The sequence below is a fragment of the Luteimonas pelagia genome (genome assembly GCF_054776035.1).
This window is the reverse complement of the sequence record NZ_BAAHCG010000003.1, coordinates 376584-397164: the sequence shown is the minus strand read 5'-3', so window position 1 is coordinate 397164 and position 20581 is coordinate 376584. Positions and strand designations below refer to the sequence as shown.

The 20581-nt window shown below is 72.6% G+C and carries 17 protein-coding genes; 11 read left to right on the top strand and 6 right to left on the bottom strand.

From position 1 onward, the window contains the following. Positions 1 to 23 precede the first annotated feature (23 nt). The 4 genes from phhA to ACYU7H_RS10755 all read left to right on the top strand — a co-directional run bounded on the left by phhA (position 24) and on the right by ACYU7H_RS10755 (position 3210). Positions 24 to 914 (top strand): phenylalanine 4-monooxygenase, encoded by an 891-nt coding sequence (gene phhA, locus ACYU7H_RS10770; RefSeq protein ID WP_460814614.1) that lies wholly within the window; start codon positions 24 to 26, stop codon positions 912 to 914. Positions 915 to 1014: 100 nt separating this feature from the next. Beyond that, a complete protein-coding gene (locus ACYU7H_RS10765) occupies positions 1015 to 1356 on the top strand; it encodes a hypothetical protein (protein WP_460814613.1) in 342 nt (113 codons plus the stop codon). An 82-nt stretch (positions 1357 to 1438) separates the two neighbouring features. Further along, positions 1439 to 2488 (top strand): class 1 fructose-bisphosphatase, encoded by a 1050-nt coding sequence (locus tag ACYU7H_RS10760; RefSeq protein WP_460814611.1) that lies wholly within the window; start codon positions 1439 to 1441, stop codon positions 2486 to 2488. After that, entirely contained in the window at positions 2485 to 3210 is a 726-nt protein-coding gene (locus ACYU7H_RS10755) for a 2OG-Fe(II) oxygenase (protein WP_460814610.1), read from the top strand. The genes ACYU7H_RS10760 and ACYU7H_RS10755 overlap by 4 nt, the downstream gene beginning before the upstream one ends. A gap of 6 nt (positions 3211 to 3216) precedes the next feature. Here ACYU7H_RS10755 and ACYU7H_RS10750 read toward each other — a convergent pair whose 3' ends face one another. Then, complete coding sequence (locus ACYU7H_RS10750) at positions 3217 to 3651, bottom strand: response regulator (RefSeq protein ID WP_460814608.1); 435 nt, start codon at positions 3649 to 3651, stop codon at positions 3217 to 3219. A gap of 25 nt (positions 3652 to 3676) precedes the next feature. Next, positions 3677 to 4462 (bottom strand): sensor histidine kinase, encoded by a 786-nt coding sequence (locus ACYU7H_RS10745; protein ID WP_460814606.1) that lies wholly within the window; start codon positions 4460 to 4462, stop codon positions 3677 to 3679. A 99-nt stretch (positions 4463 to 4561) separates the two neighbouring features. Between ACYU7H_RS10745 and ACYU7H_RS10740 the strand changes: the two genes are divergently transcribed. From ACYU7H_RS10740 to ACYU7H_RS10730, 3 genes are read left to right on the top strand one after another with little or no spacing between them, the layout of a single operon-like run. Further along, positions 4562 to 6376 carry an SLC13 family permease gene (locus ACYU7H_RS10740; RefSeq protein WP_460814604.1) on the top strand — a complete coding sequence of 605 codons (1815 nt, stop codon included), beginning with the start codon at positions 4562 to 4564 and terminating at the stop codon, positions 6374 to 6376. 46 nt (positions 6377 to 6422) lie between these two features. Beyond that, positions 6423 to 8195, top strand: coding sequence for an autotransporter assembly complex protein TamA (locus ACYU7H_RS10735; protein ID WP_460814602.1), 1773 nt, complete (start codon positions 6423 to 6425; stop codon positions 8193 to 8195). Between the two features lie 39 nt (positions 8196 to 8234). Then, positions 8235 to 12122 (top strand): translocation/assembly module TamB domain-containing protein, encoded by a 3888-nt coding sequence (locus ACYU7H_RS10730; RefSeq protein WP_460814600.1) that lies wholly within the window; start codon positions 8235 to 8237, stop codon positions 12120 to 12122. A 99-nt stretch (positions 12123 to 12221) separates the two neighbouring features. Here ACYU7H_RS10730 and ACYU7H_RS10725 read toward each other — a convergent pair whose 3' ends face one another. The 4 genes from ACYU7H_RS10725 to ACYU7H_RS10710 all read right to left on the bottom strand — a co-directional run bounded on the left by ACYU7H_RS10725 (position 12222) and on the right by ACYU7H_RS10710 (position 14966). Next, the gene (locus ACYU7H_RS10725; protein ID WP_460814599.1) at positions 12222 to 12452 is read right to left on the bottom strand and encodes a hypothetical protein; all 231 of its coding nucleotides are present in this window, start codon (positions 12450 to 12452) and stop codon (positions 12222 to 12224) included. A 114-nt stretch (positions 12453 to 12566) separates the two neighbouring features. Continuing rightward, entirely contained in the window at positions 12567 to 13082 is a 516-nt protein-coding gene (locus ACYU7H_RS10720; protein WP_460814597.1) for a hypothetical protein, read from the bottom strand. Positions 13083 to 13125: 43 nt separating this feature from the next. Next, entirely contained in the window at positions 13126 to 14400 is a 1275-nt protein-coding gene (locus ACYU7H_RS10715) for a sialidase family protein (RefSeq protein ID WP_460814596.1), read from the bottom strand. A 158-nt stretch (positions 14401 to 14558) separates the two neighbouring features. Further along, positions 14559 to 14966 carry a YkgJ family cysteine cluster protein gene (locus ACYU7H_RS10710; RefSeq protein WP_460814594.1) on the bottom strand — a complete coding sequence of 136 codons (408 nt, stop codon included), beginning with the start codon at positions 14964 to 14966 and terminating at the stop codon, positions 14559 to 14561. A 167-nt stretch (positions 14967 to 15133) separates the two neighbouring features. Here ACYU7H_RS10710 and oleC point away from each other — a divergent pair, with 167 nt between their 5' ends. From oleC to ubiB, 4 genes are all read left to right on the top strand, one after another. Next, positions 15134 to 16768, top strand: coding sequence for an olefin beta-lactone synthetase (oleC, locus tag ACYU7H_RS10705; RefSeq protein ID WP_460814593.1), 1635 nt, complete (start codon positions 15134 to 15136; stop codon positions 16766 to 16768). Positions 16769 to 16940: 172 nt separating this feature from the next. Further along, entirely contained in the window at positions 16941 to 17933 is a 993-nt protein-coding gene (oleD, locus tag ACYU7H_RS10700; protein ID WP_460814592.1) for a 2-alkyl-3-oxoalkanoate reductase, read from the top strand. Between the two features lie 286 nt (positions 17934 to 18219). Next, positions 18220 to 18849 (top strand): ubiquinone biosynthesis accessory factor UbiJ, encoded by a 630-nt coding sequence (locus ACYU7H_RS10695; RefSeq protein ID WP_460814590.1) that lies wholly within the window; start codon positions 18220 to 18222, stop codon positions 18847 to 18849. Then, positions 18846 to 20519, top strand: coding sequence for a ubiquinone biosynthesis regulatory protein kinase UbiB (gene ubiB / locus ACYU7H_RS10690; protein ID WP_460814588.1), 1674 nt, complete (start codon positions 18846 to 18848; stop codon positions 20517 to 20519). Before ACYU7H_RS10695 ends, ubiB begins: the two co-directional genes overlap by 4 nt. Positions 20520 to 20581: the final 62 nt, after the last annotated feature.

Here is a 20581-nt window from a genome sequence, read left to right as displayed (position 1 = left end):
GGAAGAACCCGGGGGACGCCGCCATGAACAGCACGCCGCGCCGCGTCGAGAACCTGCAGACCGACAAGGGCAAGGTGCCCGTCTACGCCACCGGCGTGGTCGAGCAGCCCTGGGACGACTACAGCGACACCGACCACGACGTCTGGCGCCGCCTCTACGAGCGCCAGCGCGAGGTGCTGGTCGGGCGCGCCTGCGACGAGTTCCTGCAGGCGCAGGACGCGATGGGCATGACGCCCGACGCCATCCCGCGCTTCACCGACCTCAACCGCGTGCTGTCCGAGGCCACCGGCTGGACCCTGATCGGCGTCGAGGGGCTGCTCCCGGAGCTCGATTTCTTCGACCACCTCGCCAACCGCCGCTTCCCGGTGACCTGGTGGATCCGCCGGCCCGACCAGATCGACTACATCGAGGAGCCGGACCTCTTCCACGACCTGTTCGGCCACGTGCCGCTGCTGATGAACCCGGTGTTCGGCGACTACATGCAGGCGTACGGGCGCGGCGGGGTCAAGGCGCACGGCATCGGCGAGCACGCGCTGCAGATGCTGACGCGGCTGTACTGGTACACGGTGGAGTTCGGCCTGATCCGGCAGAAGGACGGGTTGCGCATCTACGGCAGCGGCATCGTCAGTTCGAAGGGGGAGTCGATCCACTGCCTGGAGTCCGACGCGCCCAACCGCATCGGCTTCGACCTCGAGCGCATCATGCGCACGCGCTACCGCATCGACACCTTCCAGAAGACCTACTTCGTCATCGACAGTTTCGAGCAGCTCATGACCGCCACGGATCCCGACTTCACCCCGATCTACGAGCGGCTTTCCAGGCTCGACACGTACCCCGCGGGCACCGTCCTCGACTCGGACCGGGTGATCCACCGCGGCACCGGCGAAGGCTGGGAGACCGGCGGCGACGTCTGACCCCGGCCGGGCGGCCGCATTCAGCGGCCCTGCACCCGGCGCTCACGAACCCGTCCCCATGATCCGCGCGTCGCATCCTGCGCCCGCGCCAGGAAACCGCATGCAATTGACCCACGACGAACTGCTGCACCACCTCCAGGCCATGGACGACGCCCTGTCCGACGCGGTCGCCCACGCGCACGGCCTCGACCCCGACGGGACGGCCGCGCAGGCCTGCCTGCGGCAGCTCGACGGCCCGGCGCGCAGCCTGCGCGCGATGCTGGAAGGCGACGCGACGACCGTCCTGGGCGACGCGGTGGACGCGGCCCGGGCGGTGCTCGTCGATCCCGATGCCGGCATGGCCGGGCTGGGCCACCTGGAGACCGCGCGCAACACCCTGCACGCGGTGGTCCACCGCCAGGCCGAGCGACTGCGGCTGCAGGAAGCGGAGCTGGCGGCCTGAACTAGCGGCCGGGAGCGGGCCGCGGGGGAGCGGGCCCTGGGCGGGCCCGTACAATGCGCGTTTCCGCACGCCCCGCGCCGCCATGACCGATCCCGCCGTTTCCCTGACCCGCCACCTCATCGAGGAGGAGCGCGCGGGCCACATCAACGCCGACCTGCGGCTGCTCGTGGAAGTGGCGGCCCGCGCGTGCAAGCGCATTTCCGTGGCCGTCGGCAAGGGCGCGCTGGGTGGCGTGCTCGGCGAGGCCGGCACCGGCAACGTGCAGGGCGAGGCGCAGAAGAAGCTGGACGTGATCGCCAACGACGTGTTGCTCGAGGCCAACGCCTGGGGCGGCCACCTCGCCGCGTGCGCCTCGGAGGAGATGGAACACTGCCATCCGATTCCGGACGCGTTCCCGCGCGGCAACTACCTGCTGCTGTTCGATCCCCTCGACGGCAGCAGCAACATCGACGTGAACGTGTCGGTCGGCACGATCTTCTCGGTGCTGCGCTGTCCGGAGGGCGTCGGGGCGCCCTGCGACGAACACTTCCTGCAGCCGGGCGCCGCGCAGGTGGCCGCCGGCTACTGCATCTACGGGCCGAGCACGATGCTGGTGCTGACCATCGGCCATGGCACCCACGCCTTCACCCTCGACCGCGAGCAGGGCGCCTTCGTGCTGACCCAGCGCGGCATGCGCGTGCCGGAGGAGACGAAGGAGTTCGCGATCAACATGTCCAACAAGCGCCACTGGGAAGCGCCGATGCAGGCGTACGTGGACGACCTGCTGGCCGGACGCGAGGGGCCGCGCGGCAAGGACTTCAACATGCGCTGGATCGCGTCGATGGTCGCCGACGTGCACCGCATCCTCACCCGCGGCGGCATCTTCATCTATCCCTGGGACCGCAAGGACCCATCGAAGGCCGGCAAGCTGCGGCTGATGTACGAGGCCAATCCGATGGGGCTGCTCATCGAGCAGGCCGGTGGCGCGGCGACCGACGGCCGCCGGCGGATCCTGGACATACCGCCCGACGGCCTCCACCAGCGCGTGCCCGTGTTCCTCGGTTCGAAGGCCGAGGTCGAGGCGGCCACGGGCTACCACCTGCGGCACTACGCGGCCAACGGCGCCCCGGCGCGCACCGCGGCCCCGGCATGAACGACACCGGGCCGGACGACTTCATCGGCGTCTATCCCGGCGCGCTGGACCCGGCCGCCTGCGCGGCGATCATCGCGCGCTTCGACGCCAGCGCGGACCGGGGGCCGGGCCGCGTCGGCGGCGGCGTGCTGCCCGAGCTCAAGGACAGCACGGACCTGTCGATCACCGGGCGGGAAGGCTGGCAGGACGTCGACCAGGCGCTCAACGCGGCGGTCTTCCCGGGCATGCTGCAGTACCTGCGCCGCTGGCCGCAGGCGCTGATCTCGCCGCTGATGCTGCAGACGTCCGGTGCCGACGGCAGGCCGCGGCGGCTGACCGCCGGGGACGTCTCGACGATGGACGATGCCGAGCTCGCGCCGCTGATCGGCGCGTGCCTGCGGCCGGGCGCGATCAACCTGCAGCGCTACGCGGCGGGGCGCGGCGGCTACCCGTACTGGCACTGCGAGCTGTATCCGAAGGACGGCTCGTGCGAGACCCTGCACCGCCACCTGCTGTGGACGATCTACCTCAACGACGGGTTCGGCGCGGGCGAGACCGAGTTCCTGTTCCAGGGCCGGAAGGTCGCGCCGCGGGCGGGCACGCTGCTCATCGCGCCGGCCGCCTTCACGCACACCCACCGCGGCAACCGCCCGGAAGGCGCGGACAAGGTCATCGCGACCAGCTGGATCCTGTTCAAGCGCGCCGAGGAACTCTTCGGCGGCGGGAGCGGGCGCAGCGCCTGAGCGGCGTCAGCGCGAGGGCTGGTTGAGCACCAGCCAGTAGAGGCCGACCTGCTTGACGGCCCACACGAACTGCTCGAAGTCGACCGGCTTCTGGATGTAGCTGTTCACGCCCAGCGCGTAGCTGGCCTCGACGTCGAACGGCTCGGTGCTGGTGGTCAGCACCACGACCGGCAGCGTCTTCGTGCGCTCGTTGTTGCGGATCTCCTGCAGCACCTCGCGCCCGTCGACCTTGGGCAGGTTCAGGTCGAGCAGCACGATCGAGGGCAGGTCGTCGGGGTCCCGGTCGGCGTGCTTCCCGCGCGCGAACAGGAAGTCCAGCGCCTCGACGCCGTCGCTGGCGACGATCAGCCGGTTGGCGATCTTCGCCTCGTCGAACGCGATGCGGGTCAGTTCGACGTCGTCCGGGTTGTCCTCGACGAGGAGGATGTCCTTGTGGCTCATCGACTGGCTGCCTTTGGCGCCGCGGTCAGGCGCTGGTGGGTCCGGCCGGCAAGTCTACATAAAAGGCCGCCCCCTGCCCGGGAACGCCTTCACCCCGGATCCGACCGCCGTGCCGCTCGACGATCCGGCGCGCGATCGCCAGGCCCATGCCGTGCCCGCCGCCCTCCGCGGGACCGTGCAGCCGCTGGAACGGCTCGAACAGCTTGTCGGCGTGGGCCATGTCGAAGCCGCTGCCGCTGTCGGCGACCCGCAACCGGAGCATGTCGTCGGCCTGCGTGCCGCTGACGTCGATCTCGACGCACTCGCAGCCGGCCGAGAACTTCCAGGCGTTGTGCAGCAGCAGCTGCATCAGCTCGCGCAGCAGCGCCTCGTCGCCGAGCGCCGACAGCCCCGGCTGGACCGCGATGCGCGCGGGGCGGGCGGGCGAGGCATCCTGCAGCTCGACGGCGGCCCAGTCGGCCAGCAGGCTCATGTCGACCGGCGCGGTGCGCAGTTCGAGCCGGCCCACGCGGGAGAGCCGCAGCAGCGCGCCCATCAGTTCGTCCATCCGCGCGCAGGCGCCGCGGATCCGCGCCAGGTGGTCGCGCGCGGTCTCGTCGAGGTCGTCGCCCAGCCGTCGCTCGAGCAGGCCCGAGAAGTTGTCGATCGCGCGCAGCGGCGCCCGCAGGTCGTGCGAGACGCCGTAGGTGAAGCGCTCGAACTCCTCGCGGAGGGCCTGCATTTCACGCCGGCAGGCGTCGAGGGCGCCGTCCCCGGCGTCCGCTGGAAGGAGGCCGGCCGGCGCCTCGCGGTCAAGGGGGAGGCTGGGCATGGCGCCGAGTCTAGCCGCGGGTGCCGTGTAGCGTCGGTGTACACGGGGTGAACGGGGGCCGTGCACAATGCGCGCGCGCTCGCGCCCCGAAGGACGTCCTTGCCCCTCACCCTCGACCAGTTCCTGTTCCTGCTGATCCTCGCCGGCGGGCTGTACCTGTTCATCAGCGAGCGGTTGCGGGTCGACGTGACCGCGATGCTCCTGTTGCTGGCGCTCGTGGTCACCGGCGTGCTCGATCCGGCCCAGGCCCTGTCGGGCTTCGCCAGCGAGCCGGCGATCATCGTCGCGGCGGTGTTCGTGATCTCGGGGGCGCTGGCCGCGACCGGCATCACCGAACGCATCGGCCAGTGGGTCGGCCACGCGTCCGGACGCAGCGAGACGCGCGCGATCGCCGTGACCATGCCGGCGGTGGCGGCCATGGCCTCGTTCACGCACCACGTGATGGTCACCGCGATGATGCTGCCGATCCTGACGCGGCACGCGCGCGAAGCCGGGCTGTCCGCCTCGCGGCTGCTGATGCCGATGTCGCTGGCCGCCTCGCTGGGCACCACGCTCACCCTGGTCAGCGCGCCCGCCTTCCTGCTTGCCGACAACCTGCTCGAACGCACCGGCAGCGAAGGCCTGGGCATCTTCTCGATCACCCCGATCGGCATCGCGCTGGTCGCGATCGGCATCGTCTACATGCTGCTGATGCGCTGGCTGCTGCCCAAGCGCAGCGGCGCATCGGGCGACGACGACTACCTGCGCCTGGACCGCTACCGCACCGAACTGCTGGTGGTGGAGGGGTCGCGCTGGAGCACACGCCCGCTGGCCGAACTCAACAAGGCGCTGGGCGACAGGTTCCGCATGACCGGCTGGGTGCGCGACGGCAGGTTCCGCAGGGACCTGGGCGACAGCAGCCCGCTGCTGGCCGGCGACGTGCTGCTGGTGGAGGCGTCCGCGGACGCGCTGGCGTCGCTGCACGACGACCCGGGCCTGGACCTGGACGCGGTGGCGCGCTTCGGCGAGACGGCGCTGGGGGCGGACGAGAGCGAGTCCGACGCGCAATTGGTGCAGGCCGTGGTCGCGCCCGGATCGGAGTTCATCGGCCGCAGCATCCGCGAGCTGGACTTCTCGCGGCAGTTCAAGGCGGTGATCGCCGGCCTGTGGCGACGCGGCGGCGTGCCCAACCGCCGGCTGGCCAACGCGCGCCTGCGCGAGGGCGACCTGCTGGTGCTGTGGGGCAACCCCGCGCGCTTCTCGGAACTGGCCACCCACCACGGCTTCCTGATGCTGGTGCCGTTCTCGGGCGAGGCCAAGCGCCGGGTGCGCGCGCCGCTGGCGCTGGTGATCCTCGGCCTGACCATCGGCGTGGCGGTGACCGAGTGGCTGCCGGTGCCGCTGGCGTTCCTGCTCGGCGCGGTGGCGATGGTGGCCACGCGGTGCGTGGGCATCGACCAGGCCTACCGCGAGATCGACGTGCGCGTGTTCGTGATGATCGCCGGCGTGATCCCGCTGGGCATCGCGATGGAGCAGAGCGGCACCGCGCAGCTGCTCGCCAGCCTCGTGTTCGGGGTCGTGCAGGGCTGGCCGGCCTTCCCCGTGCTGCTGCTGATGTTCGGGCTGGCGGCCCTGCTGACCCAGGTGATGTCGGACGCGGCCACCACCGTGCTGCTCGGGCCGATCGCCATCGCGCTGGCGGGGGCGCTCGGCCTGCCCGCCGCGCCGTTCGTGGTGGTGACCGCGCTGGGCGCGGTGGTCGCCTTCCTCACCCCGATCGGGCACCACGGCAACCTGCTCATCCTCGGGCCGGGGCAGTACACCTTCGGCGACTTCCTGCGGCTGGGGTTGCCGCTGACCCTGGTGATCGCACTGGTCAGCGCCTGGATGACCCGCTGGCTGTGGCTCGGCGGTCCGCTGTGGCCGGGCCTGTGAGCGCGGCGTCAAACCTGCGTTGACGCCGGCCCGATACGCTGCGCCGATGCGACTCCGCGCCCGCCTGCCCGCCCTCGCCGCGCTGCTCCTGCTCCCGGCGATGGCGGAGGCGGTGCAGGTCGCTTCGGTGGACGTCGTCGGGCTGGACGAGGCGATGACCGAGAACGTCCGCCTCTCGCTGTCGCTGGTCGACGCGATCGGCGACGACGTCCCCCCCCGGCGCCTCGCCTACCTGGTGCGCGAGGCCGACGACGAGGTGCGCGAAGCGCTCGAGCCCTTCGGCCACTACTCGCCCACGATCGACGTGCGCCGCAGCGAGGGCGAGGGGCCGGTCTCGGTGGTGATCACGGTCGATCCGGGCCGGCCGGTCACCGTGCGCGACTGGAACGTGGCGATCACCGGCGAGGGCGGCGACGACCGCTACCTGCGCGAAGACCTCGCCGAGTTCCGCCCGCGCCAGGGCGACGTGTTCGACCACGAGGTCTACGAGGCCGGCAAGACCCGCATCACCCGCCGGCTCGCCGAGCGCGGCTACTTCGATGCCGACTTCACCTCGCGCAGGGTGGAAGTCACGCGCGCCGACTTCGCCGCCGACGTCGACCTCGCCTGGGCCAGCGGCCAGCGCTACGACATGGGGCCGATCGATTTCGTCCAGGACCCGGACCCGATCGTGCGGGAGAGCCTGCTCGAGCGGCTGGTGTACTGGGATGAGGGCAGCTACTACCACGAGGGCAAGCTCGACCGCCTGCGCGAGTCGCTGGCGCGGCTGGACTACTTCGCCAGCATCGACATCGAGCGCCATCCCGACCGCGCGGTCGGCAACGACGTGCCGGTCACCGTCACCCTGGTGCCCGCGCCGCGCAACATCTACACCGCGGGCCTGTCCTACGGCACCGACAGCGGCGCGGGCGTGCGACTGGGCATGGAGCGGCGCTACGTCAACGACCGTGGCCACAAGGCGCTGGCGCAGCTGGACTACGCCGAGAAGCGCAAGCTGCTCACGCTCCAGTACCGCATCCCCGCGTTCGCGTGGCTCGACGGGTGGTACACGGTCAGCGCGCAGGCCGCCGACGAACAGACCGACTACGTGGACACGCGGCGCGCTGAACTGGTCGGCAGCCGCAGCGGCGAGTACAACGAGCACCTCACGCTGGTCGCGTCCATCCACGCGCTGCGCGAGCGCTGGGCCTACTTCCTGCCCGACGACGCGGGCACCACGGACTATCGCTACGCCAGTTTCGCCTTCCCCTCGCTGCGGGCCGAATACGTCGATGCGGACAACCTGGTGTTCCCGCGCGACGCGCTCGCCGGCACGCTGATGCTGCGCGGCGGCGTCGAGGGCGCGGGCTCGGACGCGACCTTCGTCCAGGCGCACGCCAGCGTGCGCTGGTACCGGGGACTGAACGACACCGACCGGCTCATCGTGCGCGGCGAAGTCGGGCACACCGCCACCGACGCGCTCACGGTCATGCCGCCCAGCCTGCGCTTCTTCGCCGGTGGCGACCGCAGCATCCGCGGCTACGCCTGGCGTGAAGTGGGGCCCCGCGTGCGCACCGCGGGCGGAGAATACTCGGTCGGCGCGCGCAAGCTGCTGGTCGGCAGCGTCGAGTACGAGCACTTCTTCAACGACAGCTGGGGCGGCGCGGTGTTCGTCGACAGCGGCAGTGCGTTCAACGACACCCCGGACTGGCATACCGGCGTGGGCGTGGGGGTGCGCTGGCGATCGCCGGTGGGGCCGGTGCGCCTGGACCTGGCGCACGGCCTGGACGATCCGGATTCGGCCTTCCAGCTGCACCTGAGCATCGGGGCGGACCTCTAGGTGCGCCGGATCTTCCGCCGCCGCAAGACGATCCAGGACATGAGCCGCGCCGAGCGCGAGGCGCGCGAGGCCCGCATCGCCGGACTGCGCGCGCGGCGCATCGCCCGCGCGAAGGTCATCGCGCGGCGCAGCGCCTTCACCGGTTTCGGCCTGACGCTGCTCGTCCTGGTGATCGCGTGGTGGCTGCTGGGCACGCTGGGCGGGCGCGACTTCCTGCTGGCACAAATCCAGGCGCGGTTGCCGTCGGGCGCGAGCCTGCAGTGGAGCCGGGCCGAAGGGCCCGCGCGCGGCCCGCTCGTGCTGCACGACGTGCGCCTGGTGCTTCCGCGCAAGCGCGACCCGGCGTGCGTGGACCGCCGCGGCGCGCCCTGCGAGATGGGCGAGATCCACTTCGACGCGCGGCGGGTGATGATCGATCCGATGCCGCTGCGCCTGCTCGGCCGCACGCTGCGGCTGAGCGCGCTCGAGGTCGACGACGCGCGGCTCGACCTGCCGGTCGCCGACAAGCCCTTCGAGTTGCCCGAGTGGCCCGGCGTGCTGCCGGACATCGCTCCGCCGCTGGGCCTGCGCGCGGACGACATCGACATCGACCGCCTCGTGGTGACCCGCGAAGGCGCGCCGCTGATCGACATCGATTCGGCGACCGGCGCGCTGCACGCCACGGAAGGCTGGCTGCAGGTGCGCGAGCTCGTGGTCGACAGCGACCGTGGTCGCTTCACCGCGGACGGCGAATACGCCCCGCGCGACGACTACCGAACCGACTTCACCGGTGCCGCGGTGCTGCCGGCGGCGCTCGGCCGCACGCCCGCGCGGATCGGCCTGGTCGCGCGCGGTGACATCGCGAAGATGGACATCGGCATCGCAGGCAACGCCCCGGGACCGCTGCGGGCGACGCTGGTCCTGCGCGGCGAGGGCGAGCCGCGCTGGAACCTGCGCGCGCGGGCCGACGCGTTCGACCCGACGCTGTTCGCCGTGCCGTCCGAATCCGTCGCCGGTGATGCGCCGCCGTGGGTCGTCGACCTGCGCGCCGACGGCGTGGGCGGCGATGCGCGCGTGGAGGGCGACGTGCGGCGCGGCGAATTCGCGGCGACCATCCGGCCGTCGCGGGTGCGGATCGTCGACCAGGTGCTGGCGCTCGACCCGCTGCGCGTGGACCTGATGGACGGCACGGTGGTCGCGCGCGGCGAGGTGGACCTGCGCGAGGAGACCGCCGGCCGCGTGGACCTGCGGGTGGATGCCGACGGCATCGCCTGGCGCGGCGCCGGTGATGCGCCGCCGGTCGTGGCCGACGCCGACGTGGCGGTGACGGGAAGCCCGGACGCCTGGACGCTCGACGGCACCGGCCGGCTGGTGCGCGGCGAGCTCGCCGCGGACGTGTCGATCGACGGCCGCGGGAACCGCGAGGGCGTGCGCCTGTCGCCGCTGGTCGTGCGCACGCCGCAGGGCCGGCTGGACGCGGAAGGCACGCTGCGCTGGTCGCCGTCGCCGGGCTGGGACGTGGACGCGCGGCTGTCGGGCTTCGACCCGGGCTGGTTCTTCGCGGGCTGGGACGGCGCGATCAACGGCGCCCTGTCGAGCACGGCGCAGACGCGCCGGGACGGCGGCCTCGACATCACCGTGGTCGCCAATGACCTGGGCGGGCAATTGCGCGGGCGGCCGCTCGACGGCCATGGCCGCGTGCTGGTGCGCGGCGCGCCGCCGTCCGGCGGCACGGCGAACTACGAGGGCGAAGTCGCGCTGTCGATCGGTGCCAGCCGGATCGACGCGCAGGGACGGATCGCCGACGTGCTCGCGGTGGATGCGCGCGTCTCGCCGCTGCACCTGGCCGACCTGCTGCCCGATGCCGCCGGCACCTTGCGCGGCACGCTGCAGCTGCGTGGCGCGCGCACACGGCCGGACGTCGACGTCGATCTCGCCGGCAACGGATTGCGTTACGGCGCGTTCGCCGCGGAGTCGCTGCAGGCAAGCGGCCGGCTGCCATGGCGCGGGCGCGGCGGTGCGCTCGTGATCCGCGCGCAGGGGGTCGAAGGGGGCGTGCCGTTCGACACGCTGGAGGTGGACGCGACCGGCGCGATGGAATCGCTGGCACTCGATGCCCGCGCCCGCGGCGAACTCGGAGCGCTCGACCTCGGCGGCACGCTCGCGTACCGCGGCGGCGCCTGGCAGGGCCGCATCGGCCGGCTGCAGCTCGCGCCGCAACGCGGGCCGGCCTGGTCGCTGCAGGGCCCTGCGGACGTCCGTTTCGGCGGCGGCCGCATCGCGCTGCAGCCAACATGCCTCGCCGCGGCCGGCGGTGGCCGGCTGTGCGCGCAGGCCGACTGGCCGAATGGCGGCCTTGGACTTGCCGGCCGCGAGCTGCCGCTCACGCTGGTCGCCCCGTGGCTGCCGGAACGCGAGGATGGTCGGCCGTGGCTGCTGCGTGGCACCGCGACACTCGACGCGCGCCTGCGTCCCGTCGGCAATGCCTGGACCGGCGAGGCCACGCTGGTCTCCGCCGATGGCGGCCTGCGCTTCTCCGAGCGCGCGCGACGCGACGTCATCGGCTGGCAGTCGCTGCGCCTGGGCGCCACGTTCGATCCCAACACCATCGCCGCCACGCTCGACGCCAGCCTGTTCGACGGGGACCCGCTGCGCGCGCGCATCGAGACCGGCTGGGACCGGTACGCTCCGCTGGAAGGCTCGATCGCCTTCGATACCGACGAGCTGACCTGGATGGAACTGTTCTCGCCGGACATCGTCTCGCCGACCGGACAGCTCACCGCGCGCATCGGCCTGGCCGGCACGCGCGCGCAGCCGGCGATCGGCGGCGACGCGCGGCTGGTCAATTTCGCCACCGAGATCCCCGCGCTCGGCATCAACCTCACGCAGGGCAACCTGCGCATGGACGCACTGGCCGACGGCACCGCGCGCATCGACGGCAGCGTGCGCTCCGGCGAGGGCGTGCTGAACGTCGACGGCACCCTGGGCTGGCGCGGCGACGACGTGCCGCTGGTGCTCCACCTCGCCGGCACCGACGTGCTGGTCTCCGACACGCGCGACCTGCGCGCCGTCGCCAACCCGGACGTGACCGTGCGCATCGCCGCCGGCCAGCCGATGGAAGTGACCGGCACGGTCGAGGTGCCGGAAGCGACCGTCGACCTCGAGCGCCTGGACAGGGGTGTTTCCGCGTCGCCCGACGTGGTGGTGCTGGACCCCGTCGAGCCCGACAAGTCGGGTGTCGGCAGCGGCCTGGCGATGGACCTGACGATCGTGGTCGGCGAGGACGTGGTGCTGCGCGGCTTCGGCCTGGAAGGCGGGCTCGACGGCCGCCTGCGCGTGCGCCAGCGCCCGGGCCGCGAAATGGTCGCCAACGGCCAGCTGGAGATCGACGGCCAGTACAAGGCCTACGGCCAGGACCTGGAGATCACCCGCGGCATCCTGGCCTGGAACGGCGGCCCGGTGTCGGACCCGGTGCTCGACATCCGCGCCGAGCGCGACCTGGGCGACGTGACCGCCGGCATCGACGTGCGCGGCCGTGCCAGCGCGCCGGACGCCTCGGTGTGGTCGAGCGGTGGCGGCAGCCAGTCCGAGGCGTTGTCCTTCCTGGCGCTGGGCCGCCCGCTGTCGTCCGCCTCCGGGTCCGAACGCGACCAGCTCAACGCCGCCAGCGCCGCCCTCTCGGCCGGCAGCACCCTGGTCGCTTCGCAACTGTTCTCCGCCATCGGCCTGGACGACGCCGGCGTCATCCAGTCACGCACCCTGGGCGGCAGCGTCTTCGGCATCGGCAAGCAGCTGTCGCCCCGCCTGTACGTCGGCTACGGCGTCTCGCTCCTGGGCACCGGCACGGTGCTGACCCTGAAGTACCTTCTCGGCCGCGGCTTCGACATCGAGATCGAATCCAGCAGCGTCGAGAACCGCGCCTCCCTCAACTGGCGCATCGAGCGCTAGCCGCGCCCCGCTTGTCGTTCCGAGCGCAGCCTGTCGCTCCGAGCGCAGCCTGTCGTTCCGAGCGCAGCCTGTCGTTCCGAGCGCAGCGAGGAACCTGCTTCACCCCTCCGCGTCATCCCGCGACCCCCGCAACCGCGCCGCCCGCACCTGGATCATCCGCCCGATGAAGTACACGACGCCGCCCACGATCGCGACGTAACCGGCAACGCGCTCGACAGCCTCCGTCGGCACCACGTGGGGCGACCCGAACGCCGACACGAAGAACGCCGCCACCGCCACCAGCAGCAGCACGATCCCCACCTTCAACCACACGTTCGACAGTCCAGCCATCGACACAGGCCACCTCCGCGATCAGACCAGCGCGATGATCGACATCACCAGCGACGCAAGCCAGGAAATCCCCACGTCATCCTTCCGCTCGTCGGCCGTGAGCGACGCCGCGCGCTAATCGCCTCCGGTGCGGGTGTCTTCAGCGGCCCGCGTATAGCGCCCGTCGAACACGACCGACCATTCGCCGTCCACGTCGGCCGATTCCCACAGCTGGCGCACGCTGCCGTCCGCGTTCGGCGTCCAGGTGATGCGCTGGCGCGTGGCCTTGCCCTCGGCATCGACCGTTTCGCCCGCCATCACCATGCTGCCGTCCTCCATGCCGCCCTCGAGCTGGAGCACCAGCCCGCCGGTGTCGACCCAGGTCTGGTGCCAGGTGCCGCGGTCGCGGTCGTAGGCGTTGAGGCTCTCGCCGGCGTAGCCGCGGGCGGTCGAGTACGCCTCGCGCAGCGCGCAGCCACCCTGCACCTTGCTGATCACGTTGCGGCCCGCCAGCTTTCCTTCGGCGGTGTGCACGTCCCACGTCCCGATCCAGAAGTCGAAGGCGCGGTGGTCCGGGGTGTCGCAGGCGGCCTGTGCGTTCGCGCGGCCCGCCACCGACAGAACACCGAGCAGCGCGATCGAAGTTGCCATTGACCTGTTCATCCGTGCGCGCCTCCGGTGGCTCATGGATGGATCACCGCACGAGGCGGACGGCCTGTAGCCGCGTCGCGCCGTCGATCACGTCGGTCCACGCGACGATGGCGGCATCCGCGGTCAACGCGATCTGCGGGAACCCGGTGCCGCGGCCGCGCCCCGCGAGCGCGATGGGGTCCAGCCGCTGGTGTTCACCGGACAGGTCCGGCGCAAGCCGCGCAAGCTGCAGTGCCTGGCCATCGCGGTCCTCGGTCGTCCAGAGCGCCCAGGTACCGGTCTCGTCCATGGCGACGGAGATGCGGCCGTGCACGTGCGGGCCCGCGTCGAGTTCGACCGGTGTGCCGAAGCTGTCGCCGGCGTCGGTGCTGCGGGCCAGCAGCACGCGCGGGTTGCCGCCGGCCGCGGTGTACCAGCCCACGACGACCTCGTTGCCATGCGCCGCGACGCTCGGGCCGTTGACCGGGCAGGCCGGCATTTCCCAGTCGTCGGCGTGCACGCGGCGGGGCTCGGTCCAGCCGTCGCCGGTGCTGCGCGCGACATGGATGTCCCGGATCTCGCCGGCGGTGCGGTCGCGGTAGGCGAGCACGTGGCCGCGGTCGGTCGGCGCGCTCGCCGTCTGGCAGCAGTCGCAGGTGGACGCGTCGAGGCGGGTTTCGCCACTGCGCCGGAGGTCCGCATCGAACACGGCCGTGCGCAGCGTCATCATCCCGGCACCGTGGCCGGCATGCGCCTCCGCGCCTTCCGGCGCCTGCATCGCGCGGCCGTCGAGCCAGGCGATGCCCGCGCGGTCCACGCCCGCGGCCCACAGGGAGACGAAGCCGTGTTCGGTGGGCGTCCCGTCGGTGTTGACCAGCACGGGCGCCGACCAGGAGTCGCCGCCGTCCGCCGAACGCACCAGCGCGACGTCGTACGCGTAGGTCGCCGCCGCGGACTTCTGCAGCCAGTGTGCCCAGAGCGCGCCGTCGGCGGTGGCGGCGATGTGCGGGGTGTCGGCCCAGTTCACGAACCAGTCCTCGCCCGTGGCAATGGTGCGCGGCGCGCTCCAGCGGCCGTCGGCATGGCGGGCGAACCGCAATGCGTGGCCCGCGTCGCCGTTCGGCTCGATCCACGACAGCAGGAGGCTGCCGTCTGGCGTGGCCACCAGGTCGGGCTGGGCGGCGCCGTCGGGTGACGGCAGGTCGAAGGGCGCTTGGGTCAGGCGGGCCGGGGCGGCGTCCGCGGGGGCGTCCACGGCGGCGGGTGCGGCGTCGGCGGGACGGTCGCCACAGGCGGCGAGCGCCAGGGCGAGGAGGGAGGCGGTGATGGGCGGGCGCATCGGGCGAGCCTAGCGCGATCGGGTGCGGGGATGGATCCCCGCCTTCGCGGGGATGACGGCAGGAGGCATGCGCGGGGATGGATCCCCGCCTTCGCGGGGATGACGCGAGGCGTGTGCGGTGTCGCGGGTCGCGCGGGGTCGCGTGCCCGGGCGCGCGGTTACAGGAGGACCGCCTCGATCTTGCGGTCGGGGACCTGCGCGGCGGCTTCCGTGGCGTGCACGGCCACCCAGTCGGCGGGCGTCAGTGGCGCCATGCCGTGCCCGACGCGGGCCTTGTCGCACTGCGGGCTCGGCGCGCCCAACTCCCACGACGCCGGCACTTCGCGGCAGACGCTGGGCTTGATCTCGTGGATGCTGCAGCGGGCGCGCACGCCGATCTCCGCGTCCAGCGCCACGCAGCGCGGGTGCTTGGCCCAGGTGCGACGCATGGCCACGCGGTGCGCGTCGAGCACCTCGACCATGTGGGCCGGCACGGTGCCGCCCTGGACCGGGTCGGCCTCCGACCAGTGGAATCCCACGCGGAAGGTCGCGCAGCAGGCGCCGCAGGTCAGGCAGGGGTGGGTCATGCGGAGCCCGCGGCAGGGTGTGGGGTCGGAACGGGACAGACCGGGCGCGCATTCTGACCGGCCAGTGGCGGCGCGCAAGGGGGTCGCGCCCCACCGTTCGGCTCCGGTTCCGCCTACGCAGATCCGTGGCAGGCACGCGCCCCGGTGGCGCCGCCTAGAATGGCCCGATGCCCCCCGCCTGCAACATCGCCGCGGTCCTGCCGCGGCTGGCCCGCGAGCGTCCGGACGCCGTGGCCATGCGCTGCCCCGGCCCGCGTGGTAGGGATGACGTGGCATTGACCTACGCCGACCTGGACCGCCGCTCCGACGCGATCGCCGCGGGGCTGGCGAAGCGGGGGGTGGGCCGCGGCGCGCGCACCGTGGTGATGGTGCGGCCGACACCCGAGTTCTTCCTGCTGATGTTCGCGCTGTTCAAGGCGGGTGCCGTGCCGGTGCTGGTGGATCCGGGCATCGACAAGCGGGCGTTGCGGCAGTGCCTCGCGGAAGCGCAGGCACATGCGTTCGTCGGCGTGCCGCTGGCGATGCTGGCGAAGGCGCTCCTGGGATGGGCGCGCGGCGCGACGGTGCGGGTGACGACGGGGGCGCGCGGGTGGTTCGCCGACGCGACGCTCGTGGACGTGGAACGCGACGGCGCGGGTGCCGGCGCGCAGCTGGCCGACACGGCCGCCGACGACGTGGCCGCGATCCTGTTCACCTCCGGATCGACCGGCGTGCCCAAGGGCGTGGTCTACCGCCACCGGCACCTCGTCGCCCAGGTCGACATGCTGCGCACCGCGTTCGGCATCGAACCGGGTGGGGTGGACCTGCCGACGTTCCCGCCGTTCGCGCTGTTCGACCCTGCGCTGGGACTGACTTCGGTGATCCCGGACATGGATCCCACGCGTCCAGCGCGCGCCGATCCGCGCAAGCTGCACGCGGCGATCGAGCGCTTCGGGGTGACCCAGCTGTTCGGTTCGCCGGCGTTGATGAAGGTGCTGGCGGATTTCGGCCGCCCGCTGCCGGGCGTGACGCGCGTGACGTCCGCGGGTGCGCCGGTACCCGCGGACGTGGTCGCGAGGATGCGCGAGCTCCTGCCGGGGGACGCGCGGTTCTGGACGCCCTATGGCGCCACCGAATGCCTGCCGGTGTCGGTGATCGAGGGCGGCGAACTGGTCGCGCTGCGCGAGCTCACGGAGCAGGGCGCCGGCACCTGCGTCGGCCGCCCGGTACCGCCGAACGAGGTGCGCGTGATCCGCATCGACGACGCGCCGATCGAGCGCTGGTCCGACGACCTGCGGGTCGGCGCGGGCCAGGTCGGCGAGATCACCGTCGCCGGCCCGACTGCCACCGACGCCTATTTCGGCCGCGACCGCGCGAACCGGCTGGCCAAGATCGTCGAAGGCGACGGCGCCGGCGGCACGCGCATCGTGCACCGCATGGGCGACCTCGGTTATCTCGACGCCGAGGGCCGGTTGTGGTTCTGCGGACGCAAGTCGCAACGCGTGGTGACCGGCCAGCGCACCCTGTGCACCGAGCAGGTCGAGCCGATCTTCAACATGCATCCGGACGTGGCCCGCACGGCGCTGGTGGGCGTCGGCATCCACGGCGCGCAGCGCCCGGTGCTGTGCGTCGAGTTGCGGCACGGCGTTGCGACATCCGAACACACGCGCATTGCCGATGAGCTGCGGCACATGGCCCTCGGACACGTGCACACGGCAGGTATCGACACGGTTGTGTTCCACCCGCGCTTCCCGGTCGACATCCGCCACAACGCCAAGATCGGCCGCGAAAAGCTCGCGACCTGGGCCGCACGCCGTGTCTAGGCCTTGCCTGCCTCCCTGCCGCCACCCCTGTCGTCCCGAGCGCAGCGAGGGACCTGCTCCTGCTCCTGCTTGTGTCGTGTCGCCAAAGAGCAGATCCCTCGCTGCGCTCGGGATGACAGGGTCTTGCGACGGATAATCGGACACCAAGACCGTTCAAGGACGATGTAGCCGAATGCGCATCCTGGTCACCGGTGGCGGCGGATTCCTCGGGCAGGCCCTGTGCCGCGCGCTGCTGGCGCGCGGACATGAAGTCGCCAGCTACACGCGGGCGCACTACCCGGCGCTCGAGCCGCTCGGCGTGCGCGAGATCCGCGGCGACCTCACCAACGCCTTCCGCGTGCGCGAGGCCTGCGAGGGCATGGACGCGGTGTTCCACAACGCCGCCAAGGCCGGCGCGTGGGGCGCCTACGGCGACTACTTCGCCACGAACGTGCTGGGCACGCGCAACGTGATCGCCGCCTGCCGCGCGAACGGGATCCAGCGGCTGGTCTACACCTCCACGCCCAGCGTGACGCACCGCAGGACCCATCCGGTCGAGGGCGGCACCGCGGAGACCGTGCCCTACGGCACGCACCTGAAGGCGCCGTACGCCGAGACCAAGCAGCTGGCCGAGCGCGAAGTGCTGGCCGCCAACGATGCCACGCTGGCGACCATCGCGCTGCGCCCGCGACTGATCTGGGGCCCGGGCGACAACCAGCTGCTGCCGCGCCTGGTCGACCGTGCCCACAAGGGCCGGTTGGCGCTGGTGGGCGGCGGCGGGAACGTCATCGACACCACCTACGTCGACAACGCGGCCGACGCGCACGTGGCCGCCTTCGAGCACCTGGCGCCGGGGGCGGCGTGCGCGGGGCGGGCGTACTTCATCAGCAATGGCGATCCGCGGACCATGCGCGAAACGGTCAATGCGTTGCTCGCGGCCGCGGGTGCGCCGGAAGTGACGCGGTCGATTCCATTCCCGCTGGCGTACGCGGTCGGCGCGGTCGGCGAGCGGGCGTGGCGCATGTTCAAGCTGCAGGGCGAGCCGCCGATGACGCGGTTCCTCGCCGAGCAGCTGGCGACGACGCACTGGTACGACATGGGGCCGGCACGACGCGACTTCGGATACGTGCCGCGCGTGTCGTTCGAGGAAGGGCTGGATCGCCTCGCCGCCAGCTGGCGCCATTGAGGTTCGCCGGACCGCGCCCCTGTAGGAGCGGGGCTCGCACCGCGACCGCTCTCCCCGCGCACTCGTCGGCCTCCCGCTCCCCGTAGGAGCGGGCCTACGCCCGCGATGGGTCGTCGGCGCCACCGGAGCGGACAGCGGTGTCGCTCGGGTCGGGATCGACGAACGGCTGTTCCTGGCTGCGGATGCATCGCGCGCGCAGGCGCGCTCCTACGGGTGAATGGCGATCGGCCATCCGCGTGGCGTTGCGGCCGGCGCCCCGCATGCCGGGCGCCGCTAGAATGCCGCGATGACCGCGGCCCCCTTCAACTGGAAGCAGCCGGCCGGGCGCGCGCTCGAGGCCGCGCTCAACCGCGCGCTGGCGCTCGATCCGGACACCCGCGACGGCCTCGCGCCATTGGATGGCCGCAGCGTCGACGTGCACATGGCCTCGCCGCCGTTGGCGCTGCGCCTGCGCGTGGCGGGCGAGCGCCTCGAGGTCGGGCCGGTCGACGCCGAGACGCCCGACCTGGACATCCGCTCGACGCTCGCCGGGCTGGTGTCGCAATTGCCGTTCTTCCGCCGCGACGACACGGCACCGGTCGGTCGCGTGCGACTGTCGGGCGACGCCGACCTCGCGCGGCGCCTGCAGCGCCTGGCCTCGGGCTTCGATCCGGACTGGCAGCTGCCGTTCGTGGCCGTGTTCGGCGAGATCGCCGGCGTGCAGGTCGCCGACGCCTTCGCCTCGATGCTGCGCCGCGCACGCGACGACGCCACCGCGCTGGCCGAGACCACCGCGGAGTACCTCACCGAGGAATCGCGCGACCTGGTGCCGCGCGCGGAACTCGACGCGTTCCTGGATGACGTCGACCTGCTGCGCGACGACGCCGAGCGACTCGCCGCCCGGGTGGCGCGCCTGTCCCGCGGGGCAGGCGCATGAGGCCCGCGCTGCGGGCCTGGCGCATCGGCCGCGTGCTGCTGCGCTACCGGCTGGACGCGCTCCTGGACGACACGCCGGCCGAGCGCTGGCTGCGGCTGGCGCGGCCGTTCGTGCCCCGCGCCTCGCGCGAGGTCGAGGCCATGCCGCGCGGCGCGCGCCTGCGCATGGCACTGCAGGAACTCGGGCCGATCTTCGTCAAGTTCGGCCAGATCCTGTCCACCCGCCGCGACCTGGTGCCGCCGGACGTGGCCGACGAACTCGCGCTGCTGCAGGACCGCGTCGCGCCGTTCGACGGCGAGGTGGCGCGGCGGATGGTCGAGGACGCCCTCGGCCGCCCGGTCGACCAGGCCTTCGCCAGCTTCGACACGCAACCGCTGGCCTCCGCGTCGATCGCGCAGGTGCATGCGGCGACGTTGCCCGCGCAGGGCGGACGGCCGGCGCGCGACGTCGTGGTCAAGGTGCTGCGCCCGGGCGTGGAGCGCGAGATCGCGGCGGACATCGCGCTGCTCCGGTCGCTCGCCTCGCTGGTCGAGCGCACGCACCCGAACGCCGACAAGATCCGTCCGCACGCGGTCGTGGCGGAGATCGAGTACACGCTGGCGGCCGAACTCGACCTGCAGCGCGAGGGCGCCAACGCCTCGGTCCTGCGCCGCTTCTGGCTGCACAGCGACGACCTGTACGTGCCCGAGGTCGAGTGGACGCACACCAGCGAGCGCGTGCTCACGCTCGAGCGCGTGCACGGCATCCCCTCGGACGACATCGAGGCCCTGGACGAGGCCGGGATCGACCGCCGCGCGCTGGCCGAGAAGGGCGTGCGCGTGTTCTACACGCAGGTGTTCCGCGACAACTTCTTCCACGCCGACGCGCACGCGGGGAACATCTGGGTCGACACCGATCCGGCGCGACGCGCGAACCCGCGCTTCATCGCGCTGGACTTCGGGATCATGGGGCAGCTCTCGGCCGAGGACCAGTACTGGCTGGCCGAGAACTTCATGGCCATCTTCAACCGCGACTACCGGCGGATCGCGCAGCTGCACGTGCAGGCCGGGTGGATGCCGGCGACGGTGCGCATCGACGAGCTCGAGGCGGCCGCGCGCGCGGTGTGCGAGCCGTACTTCACCCGCCCGCTGAGCGAGATCTCGCTGGCCGAGGTGCTGGTGAAGCTGTTCCGCACCGCGCAGCGCTACGAGCTGACGCTGCAGCCGCAACTGATCCTGCTGCAGAAGACGCTGCTCAACATCGAGGGCGTCGGCCGCCAGCTCGATCCCCGGCTGGACATCTGGGCGGTGGCCCGCCCGGTGCTGGAGAAGATCCTGGCCGAGCGCTACAGCCCGGCACGGCTGGCGCGCGAGTTCCGCAAGCAGCTGCCGGAGATCATGACCCGGGCGCCGGAGATGCCGCGGTTGCTGCATGCCTGGCTGTCGCAGCAGGTGGAGGGCCGGCAGGAACTCGGCCTGCGCTCGCGCGAACTGGCGGACATCGCGCGCTCGCTGCGGCGGATGCAGCGCCGCGCCGTCGGCGCGATCCTGGGCGCCGGCCTGCTGGTCAGCGCCGCCGTGCTGTTCGCGATGGAAGCGGGCGGGCCGGCGTGGTTCGGCGTGCCGGCCGCGGCCTGGGTCGCGGGCCTCGGTGGCGCCTGGGCGCTGATCGCCGCCTGGCCCCGCCGCTAGCGACGCGGGCAGGCGCACCCCCTCCCGACCTCCCCCTGCGAGCAGGGGGAGGCGCAAACGCT